The organism is Desulfuromonas sp. TF (assembly GCF_000472285.1).
GTDB lineage: Bacteria > Desulfobacterota > Desulfuromonadia > Desulfuromonadales > ATBO01 > ATBO01.
In genome coordinates this window covers 1-8,540 of sequence record NZ_KI421418.1, presented here as the reverse complement: position 1 = coordinate 8,540, position 8,540 = coordinate 1, and the positions used below count along the sequence as shown (strand labels likewise).

The 8,540-nt window shown below is 57.5% G+C and carries 10 protein-coding genes; 4 read left to right on the top strand and 6 right to left on the bottom strand.

The features are described 5' to 3' along the window. Positions 1 to 13: 13 nt before the first annotated feature. The 3 genes from DTF_RS0108245 to DTF_RS0108235 are packed head-to-tail and all read left to right on the top strand — an operon-like array spanning position 14 to position 2,547. Complete coding sequence (locus tag DTF_RS0108245; RefSeq protein WP_027714942.1) at positions 14 to 1,147, top strand: 2-oxoacid:acceptor oxidoreductase subunit alpha; 1,134 nt, start codon at positions 14 to 16, stop codon at positions 1,145 to 1,147. 1 nt (position 1,148) lies between these two features. Further along, complete coding sequence (locus DTF_RS0108240) at positions 1,149 to 1,964, top strand: 2-oxoacid:ferredoxin oxidoreductase subunit beta (RefSeq protein WP_027714941.1); 816 nt, start codon at positions 1,149 to 1,151, stop codon at positions 1,962 to 1,964. 34 nt (positions 1,965 to 1,998) lie between these two features. Then, positions 1,999 to 2,547, top strand: coding sequence for a 2-oxoacid:acceptor oxidoreductase family protein (locus DTF_RS0108235; protein ID WP_027714940.1), 549 nt, complete (start codon positions 1,999 to 2,001; stop codon positions 2,545 to 2,547). A gap of 95 nt (positions 2,548 to 2,642) precedes the next feature. On the opposite strand, the gene DTF_RS0108230 is transcribed toward DTF_RS0108235, so the two are convergent. Continuing rightward, positions 2,643 to 3,584 carry a class 1 fructose-bisphosphatase gene (locus DTF_RS0108230; protein WP_035056334.1) on the bottom strand — a complete coding sequence of 314 codons (942 nt, stop codon included), beginning with the start codon at positions 3,582 to 3,584 and terminating at the stop codon, positions 2,643 to 2,645. Positions 3,585 to 3,775: 191 nt separating this feature from the next. Between DTF_RS0108230 and DTF_RS0108225 the strand changes: the two genes are divergently transcribed. After that, positions 3,776 to 4,153: a hypothetical protein gene (locus tag DTF_RS0108225; RefSeq protein ID WP_027714938.1), complete on the top strand. Its 378-nt coding sequence runs from the start codon at positions 3,776 to 3,778 to the stop codon at positions 4,151 to 4,153. Positions 4,154 to 4,209: 56 nt separating this feature from the next. On the opposite strand, the gene DTF_RS0108220 is transcribed toward DTF_RS0108225, so the two are convergent. From DTF_RS0108220 to DTF_RS22590, 5 genes are all read right to left on the bottom strand, one after another. Then, positions 4,210 to 4,428, bottom strand: a complete 219-nt coding sequence (locus DTF_RS0108220; protein ID WP_027714937.1) for a hypothetical protein — start codon at positions 4,426 to 4,428, stop codon at positions 4,210 to 4,212. 129 nt (positions 4,429 to 4,557) lie between these two features. Then, positions 4,558 to 5,817 carry a peptidase MA family metallohydrolase gene (locus DTF_RS22600; RefSeq protein WP_051361159.1) on the bottom strand — a complete coding sequence of 420 codons (1,260 nt, stop codon included), beginning with the start codon at positions 5,815 to 5,817 and terminating at the stop codon, positions 4,558 to 4,560. A gap of 42 nt (positions 5,818 to 5,859) precedes the next feature. Continuing rightward, complete coding sequence (locus DTF_RS0108210; protein WP_027714936.1) at positions 5,860 to 6,633, bottom strand: inositol monophosphatase family protein; 774 nt, start codon at positions 6,631 to 6,633, stop codon at positions 5,860 to 5,862. After that, a complete protein-coding gene (gene cysZ / locus DTF_RS22595) occupies positions 6,630 to 7,418 on the bottom strand; it encodes a sulfate transporter CysZ (RefSeq protein WP_051361158.1) in 789 nt (262 codons plus the stop codon). The genes DTF_RS0108210 and cysZ overlap by 4 nt, the downstream gene beginning before the upstream one ends. 111 nt (positions 7,419 to 7,529) lie before the next feature. Next, entirely contained in the window at positions 7,530 to 8,321 is a 792-nt protein-coding gene (locus DTF_RS22590) for a radical SAM protein (RefSeq protein WP_155890760.1), read from the bottom strand. Between the last annotated feature and the right edge of the window lie 219 nt (positions 8,322 to 8,540).

Genomic DNA, 8,540 nt, shown 5'->3' with positions numbered 1-8,540 from the left:
GAGGTTGGTTAACGTGGCTAAGAAAGTTGCTCTGTTGCAGGGAAATGAGGCGTGTGCCCAAGGCGCCCTGTACGCCGGTTGCACATTTTTCGGCGGATACCCCATTACCCCCTCCACCGAAGTTGCGGAAGTCTTGTCCGTGGAGCTTCCCAAGATCGGCGGTAAATTTATCCAGATGGAAGACGAGATCGGCGCCATGGCCTCGGTCATCGGCGCCTCGCTGACCGGAGCGAAGGTCCTGACCGCGACTTCAGGTCCCGGCGTCTCCCTCAAGCAGGAATTGATCGGCTATGCCTGCATCGCCGAAGTCCCCTGCGTCATCATCAACGTCATGCGCGGCGGACCCTCCACCGGCATGCCGACCGGCCCGGGTCAGTCCGACGTGCAGCAGGCCAAATGGGGTACGCACGGCGACCATGCCGCCATAGCCCTGGTGCCCGCTTCCTGTCAGGAGATCTTTTCCGAGACGGTGCGCGCCTTCAACCTGGCCGAAAAATACCGCATGCCGGTTCAGGTCCTCTACGACGAGATCGTCGGACACATGCGCGAGCGCATCGAGTTCCCCGAACCCGGCGACCTCGAAGTGATCGACCGCCAGGGACCGACGGTTCCCCCCGAGGAGTACAAGCCCTTCGATCCCTCTTTCGGCGACGTCCCCCCCCTGGCCGCTTTCGGCAGCGGTTACCGGTTCCATGTCACCGGCCTGAATAAGGCCGCCGACGGGTTCCCCACCACCAAAGCCAACCTGGTCGATGACGAGCAGCGCCGCCAGATCCGCAAGGTGGATGCCGCTCAGGCCGAAATCGAGTCCAACGAGGAGTATCTTACTGAGGACGCCGAAGTCGTCATCTTTGCCTACGGCTCCACCAGCCGCAGCGCCCGCTATGCCGTCAACGAACTGCGCAAGGAAGGGATCAAGGCTGGGCTTTTCCGTCCCATCACCCTGTGGCCCTTCCCCGAGAAGCGTGTCGCCGAATTGGGCAAGCAGGCCAAGGCCATTGTCGTTCCCGAGATGAACCTGGGTCAGATGGTGCTCGAGGTTGAGCGGGTCACCAAAGGATCCTGCACCATCGGCTTCATCGGCCGTGTCGACGGCGAGCCGATCAACCCCGGCCAGATCATGGATAAAGTCAAGGAGGTCAAGTAAGATGGCTTTTGATTACGATAAATATCTGCGCCCCGGCAAACTGCCCCACATCTGGTGCCCCGGCTGCGGTCACGGCATTGCCATGAAGGGCCTTCTCCGGGCGATCGACATGTGCAACCTGGACAAGGACAACACCGCCATCGTCTCCGGGATCGGCTGCGCCAGCCGTCTGCCCGGCTATGTCGATTTCAACACCCTCCACACCGCCCACGGCCGCGCGGCGGCTTTCGCCACCGGTGTGAAGATGGCCAAACCCGAGATGAACGTGATCGTGGTCGGCGGCGACGGCGACGGCACCGCCATCGGAGGCAACCATTTCATTCATGCCTGCCGGCGCAACATCGACATGACTTACGTCATCTTCAACAACTTCATCTACGGCATGACCGGCGGCCAGTTCTCCCCCTGCACCCCGACCGGCGACAAGGCCTCCACCACTCCCTACGGCAACCCCGACCCGATTTTCGACATCAGCAAGCTGGCGATCGGCGCCGGCGCGACCTTCGTCGCCCGCACCACGGCCTTCCACGCTACCCAGATCGACAAGCTGATCGCCGAGGGAATCAAGCACAAGGGGATGTCCGTCATCGAGGTGCTCGACGACTGCCCGACCACCTACGGCCGGCGCAACAAGTTCCGCAGCGTCGTCGACATGATGAAGCGCCTCAAGGAGATCGCCGTTCCCGTGGCGGCCGCGGCCAAGATGACGGCCGAGCAGTTGGAAGGCAAGGTCCTCACCGGCGTCCTCTACAAGGAGGAAAAACCCGAGTACTGCGAACAGTATGCCAAGGTGATCACCAGAGCCCAAGGGGCCTGATTCCCGCACCTAAGCGAATAAGGAGAATAAATCGATGGCAGAAAGATATGAGATTCGATTTTCCGGCGCCGGTGGTCAGGGTCTGATCACCGCCGGAATCATACTGGCCGAGGCGGCCTCCATCATTGAGGGGAAAAACGCCGTCCAGTCCCAGAGCTACGGCCCCGAGGCCCGCGGCGGGGCCTCCAAATCGGAGGTCATCATCTCCGATGGGCCGATCGACTACCCCAAGGCCACCATAGTCGATGCCTGCCTGGCCATGACCCAGGAAGCCGCCGACAAATACGCCAACGGCATCAAGCCCGGCGGAGTCCTGCTGCTGGACTCGGACTTCGCCCCCAGGGCCCCGGAGGGGAATTTCAAAATCTACAAAATGCCGATCATGCGCACGGCCAAGGATGAAATCGGCCGCGAAATCGTCGCCAACGTTGTCGCTCTCGGCGCCATGATCGCACTTACCGACGTTGTTTCCCGCGAAGCCGGCCTCAAAGCCGTCCTCGCCAAAGTCCCCAAGGCCTTCATCGAGCTCAACGAAAAGGCCTATAACGCAGGCTTCGAAAAGGTTAAGGCTCTTCTGCAGTAAGGATCGCTCTTTTCAAGCTCGTACATAAAAGAAAAGCCCGGAGGCAGCTGTTTCCGGGCTTTTCTTTATTGATTCCGCTAGTTGAAGGTATTCGATCAGCCGTGAGCGGCAATCAACTCCTCCGCCCGGGCCACATCCTCCTTGCAGCCGATAAAAACCGGCGCCCGCTGTTCGATATTCTCGGGAACGAGATCGAGAATCCTCCTCTTACCGGTGGACGCCGCTCCGCCGGCCTGCTCCATCAGGAAGGCCATGGGATTCAATTCGTACAGGAGGCGCAGCTTTCCGTCAGGGGCGCCCTGCAGATGGGGATAGAGAAACAGCCCCTTGCCCTTGATCAGGATCTGATTGATATCCGGAACGAATCCGCCGCTGTAGCGCAGCTTGGCGCCTTTCTCCTCCAGTTCCCGGACGAAAGCTTCCGTACCGGGCGTATAAAGGTTGCGCTGTCCGCCGGGGGAGTAGATGCTGCCCTTGGGCGCAACCTGGATGTTCTCCCGCAGCAGGTTGTATTCCATCAACTGGTTCATCCCGAACTCATGCACCCCTTTTCCGGTGGAATAGACCAGGGTGGTCCGGGGGCCGTAGAGGATATACAGGGCCGCCACCTGATTGCGCCCCGGCTGCATGAGATCGCACCCCTCGTAGATGGAGACGATGGTCCCCACGGCGAGGTTCACGTCGACCAGCGAGGACCCGTCAAGCGGGTCGTACGCAACGGAATACTTTCCTTCACAATCCGGCGAGACGGGAATGATGTCGTTGGTTTCCTCCGATACGATATTGGCGATAACTCCGGAGTGAAACAACCTCTTGCGCATAATCCGGTCGGAGAGGACATCCAGGGCCAACTGCTGTTCGCCATAGAGATTGGATGTCCCCGCCACGCCAAGGTCTCCGGTTCGAATGGAGTTGACGATGTATTTGGAAGCCTCGGCAATTTCGCAGATTACACGGGTCAGATTCCTGTCTTCCCCCTGTTCTCGCAGATAACGCCGCAGATCGATCTGAAATTTGGTCTTGCCGGGTTCGGCCATGATTTACTCCTTTTCCAGCTGTCGCTGGTTGATTTGAATAGATGCAATGTAAAAATCGCTCAAAAGTTTAGACCAAAACTGCGCACCCGGCAAGGTTAAAGACCCAAAAAAACCGATGCACTTGACTGAGTGGGCATAAATGCTACTATTGCATTCAATTGTTGTTTATTGAATCGTAATGGAGGAACACAATGAAAGAAAACGAAGAACACAAGGAAGGTGAAGAGAGCAAGGGAACGACCGAAAAACTATGGTCCGCCACCCGCAAAACCTTTCATAATGCTACCTTCCGGGCCAACCAGTACAAGCGGGTGGTACAGAAAAAAATTGATCTGGCCTCCCTGCACAAAAAAATCAGCAACACGCATTGCGATCTGGGCAAGCTGATCGACGATAGTCGGGATTCCGGCGCAGCAGACTTGCTGGCGGCGGAAGACGTCTCGGCCCTTTTGCAGAAGCTCGACAGCCTCAAACAGGCCGCCGCCATACTGGAAGAGGAAATTGAGGCGATAAAGGCTGAAATACCGCTGGCGGAAGAGCAGGAAAAAGAGTCCTCTCAGGGAGAATAACCATCCATTATAACCAAGGGGCCCCCTTGCAAGGGGGCCCCTTTTATTTGGTGCTGTTAACGCATATGCTTGCGAGGCTTGGGGACGCTGTGAAGGCTGGCGTTTTTGAATTCACGATCCCACTTTCTCATCGACTCCTGAATATCATCCTCCACCCGGTCCAATTCTTCCGCATGCCGTTCCATGATGTCCAGATCTTCATCCACTCGTTTGAGGTTCCCGTCGAGTCCAGCTTCAACATCGCGTTCTTCCACCTGCTTGTTCCTCTCGGCCATGCTACCTCCTTCGCCGCTGATGCCCGCTCCCAGGGCCGGCCCACCGCCTGAACAACTCGGAGCGAGCGGAAAACTTCTTTTGCGGTTGATTCCTGAATAAATTATAGCACAGCCGCCGGGGCTCTCCGCTCAGAACCCTTTCGCGAGCTGTCGATGCCAGGCCGCCTGAAGGGAGACGTAATTCACACCATATTCTCCGAGAACGGCGCTGACGGCTTCTCCCATGGGAAGCCCTTCTCCCAGGGCGGCCAGAAGTTCAGCCATCTTGTACCAGTGATATTGTTCGACCATATATGCGGTCAGCGAATAGGACTGCTCATAGGCCAGTTGGGCCTCTTCGCGGGAGAGACCGGCGAAGGACTTTTCAAGGGGCTCGAAAGCGAGGGGCCTGTCTTCTTCGACTGCCGCCGCGAGCGCCCTCAGGGGCGGGTCATGATGACGGCGCTCGGCGATCTGTGCCAGGCCTTCATTCAGCCAGACAGGACAGCGCCCACTGGTCAGAAAATGAACAGCCACATGACTGTATTCATGGAAAAGGACGGCCTTGAGCTGGGGATTCATGTGTGACACGCCGCCGACGGGAATGCGGATTTTGCCGTCGTAGAGTCCGCCCGCCCAGTCCGGAGAACGGGTGATTTCGGCGAAATCCCGCTCTGTATAGAGCAGCACCGGCACGACGGTGTCGGGATAAAAGTTCAGATCATTGCCTATCTGGCTGTATGCGGACTCCAGAACCTCCAACACCTGGTCTCCCACTTCTCCAAAAGCCCGACCGTTGTAGGAAATTTTGAAGTTGCGTCCGTAATCATGAGACATCGAATTTTCGACCGGCAGCTCCCGGCGAGCCCTCTCGAGCAGAGCAGCAGTTTCCTGGTCTTCCGGTGCTAATTCCAAAGCTCGTTCCCAGGTATCGATCGCCTGATAGAGACGTCCCGTATTGTAGAAAATCCGGCCCAGAAGCTGATGCACCTGGGGATCCTTTCCATCCATGGCCTGTGCCTCATGCAATTCCCCTTCCGCAGCTCCATGATCTCCCTGCAGCAACAGGGCCAGCCCACGGTAGAGCCAGAACCTGTGATCTTCGCCGGCGTACTCCTTTCCCTCCTGAAGAGCATCCGCTGCCTGCGAGAAGCGCCTCCCCTCCAGATGCTGCAATCCCAGACCCAGAAAACATCCCGCCAGGTTGCCTCGGATGGCGTCGTTATAGGGAAGGCCTTCCAGAGCTTTTTGCAGGGGTGCGACAGCCTGGCCGTATTCGCCTTTCTGCATCAGAGTCACCCCCCGGGCATTCAGCAGATGGGGAGCTGAGGCAAGGGCCCCTGAAACGGAGACCGTCAGCAGCAATAAGGGAAGGATGATAAGAATTGAATTTCTGAACGCCTGGTTCATATCCGTCTCAAGCGGCCAAGGTTTCAGGTCTTTGGCGCAGGATCAGGGCCTTTTCCCACTTTGCAGAATCCCGCTCATGTCATCATGAATGATTCCGTTGCTGGCAAGACATTCCTGCCCATGGAGTTGCAGGGGCGCCTGGACAAAATCGGTCACCCGGCCTCCTGCTTCCTGAACCATCAGAACCCCGGCAGCCATATCCCAGGGTTTGAGCTTCATTTCCCAGAAGCCGTCGAGGCGCCCGGCAGCGGTATAGGCAAGATCGAGACTGGCGGACCCGGTTCGGCGGCACGCCCGGGCAGCCTGCTGGAAGTTGACGAAATGATCGTAGTTGTTGGCCGGACTCGTCTTGCGGTCATAGGGGAAACCCGTCGCCAGAAGGGCATGATCCAGGCGGGCGGTCGTCGACACCCGAAGCTCGACATCGTTGAGGAAGGCGCCCTTTCCCTTTTCAGCAATGAAGAATTCACGGTGAAAGGGGTTGTAAACCACCCCCAGAATGATTTCGCCGGCCACCGCCAGGGCGATGGAAACGGCGAACCAGGGAAAGCCATGGGCATAGTTGGTGGTTCCGTCCAAGGGATCGATGATCCAGAGGTAGTCCGATCCGTGGGAAGAATATTCCCCCTCCTCGGCCAGGATGTCATGCCGGGGAAAGGTGTGATGGATCATCGAAACGATGGCGTCTTCGGCGGCCCGGTCCGCCTCGGTGACGAGATCGACTTCTCCCTTATGATGGACCTTCAGCGTCCTTCCGAATTTCTGCATCAATACCCGGCCCCCTTCGCGGGCGGCCGAAACAGCGATATCCCTCATGGTTCAGGCTCTCCGAGGCTTGATGATCGGGAATTTTCGCACCACAGCAAAGTGGCACCCAGCACCGCCAGCGGCAGGCAGAAAAACTGAAGGAACGGCACTGCCAGAATGCAGAGGACGCCGGTGCCGAAACCAAGGGTGAGAAACTTGCGGCGCCAGATATAGCGTCGCTGGTCGCGAAAGGAATAATTCTTCCGGCTGAAAACGTAACCCAGATATTCCACTACAAGAAAAAAAAGAGTGAAGAGAATGGCGGCAACGGAATAAACCAGCTGGCCCAGCACGGGAATCAGATTGAGCAGCAGCAGAAGCACCATGCCTATCAGGAAAAGGCTCATCTTTTTCAGTTCATTCAACAGGGTGGATCGAGCATCCCGGAGAAATCCTTTAAATGAAAAGGCCGTCTCCGCCCCCTTGCCGAGAAGGGATTCTTCCGCGCGTTCCGACAGCAGATCGTTGAAAGGCGATGCGATCAGATTCCCGACTACGGTGAACATAAAGAAGACCAGAACCGCCGTCACCAATACCGCCAGAATCCATGCTGCGTAATAAAGAATGGCCCAGTACCAGGCCTCACCATGGGGAATATACTGCACAACCGTTCTGTTGAAAAAATCGAGACCGAAATAAACGGCGGATGAAAAGATGATCAGATTGATCAGAAAGGGAATGATAATGTACTTGAGCAGCGATGGGTATCGGGACAGTAGTCGCAGGCCGCGAAAAGGATAGTAGAAACCCCGGGAGAAGCTGGTGACCGGGTTGTTCTGGATCAAGTCTGGCATCTCACCTCTTCTCGCAACCGAGGATATGCTGAGAAGTTCAGGAGAACCGCCGGAGGATCTCCGTCACAAATCAAGGTTAACACAGCGTCCGGCAGATTTCCAAACCGAACCTCATAAGTTCTGGACGAAAAGAGTGCCGCATCCCCCCTCGGCCCAGCTTCTCCAGCGGTTTGGCATCCGGACATTGCAGCCTCTGGCGGCCAGGAGAGTGCCGATCGCGGCGACCTTTTCAGGAGGTGGACTTCTGAAAGGACTGCCGGGCACCGGGTTGCAGGTCAACAGATGGAGGCTCAATTCGGGAAAAGGGCGCATCCTTTCCGCAAGCAGGGACCACTCCCGGTCGGTATCGGTCAAACCCTCCAGAAGGAGATAATTGATGCCGATCTTGCGACGCCTGCGCCTGGAGCAGGAAGGTAGAACCTCGCCCAGTACGGTCCAGAGCAGGTCATAGTCGGGCCCGTGAGGAATGAGACGACGGTGGGTTTCGGAGGATCCTGCATGAAGGGAAAGCATGAGCCCGTTGTGGGGCATGGGGAGAAATTCTCGCAGCGTCTGCAGCGGGTTGCCGGTGGTAGTCAGGGAAACTGGAAGAGCGCGCCTCCGGCAGATGTCCATAAAGTCCAGGACCGCTGCGGCATTGTGCAGCGGTTCGCCTATTCCGGATACGGTCACCCGTTTTGGCGTAAAGCCCCGGTCGACGGCGGTGTTCAATTGCAGAGCCATCTCTCCGGAACTCAGATTGCGCAGGAGACCCCGGGATCCGGAGGCGCAGAAAGGGCATTGCAGTGCACAGCCGGCCTGGCTGGAGACACACAGGGTTCCGCTGCCGTAGAAAACCGCCTCGACGGCCAGGCCGTCGACAAGAGGGACGGTGAATTTCAGGTTTCGATGGGAATTTTCCATGGCGGTTTCTTCCAAGGACTCCGGGTCCGGGAGAGCCCATTGTAGAGGAGGCGGATCTTTTTGTCGAACAGTAAAGGAGGCCGCTCCCCTCTGCGGGAAAGAGGCTCAACTCTGCTCATCCGTGCGGCATCGGGCATCCACGAGCCGGTCTGCTATACTTATGTCATGAAATTCAGCCCGACCATGCTTGCCTTTCTGTTTCTCACCCTCGCTTCGTCA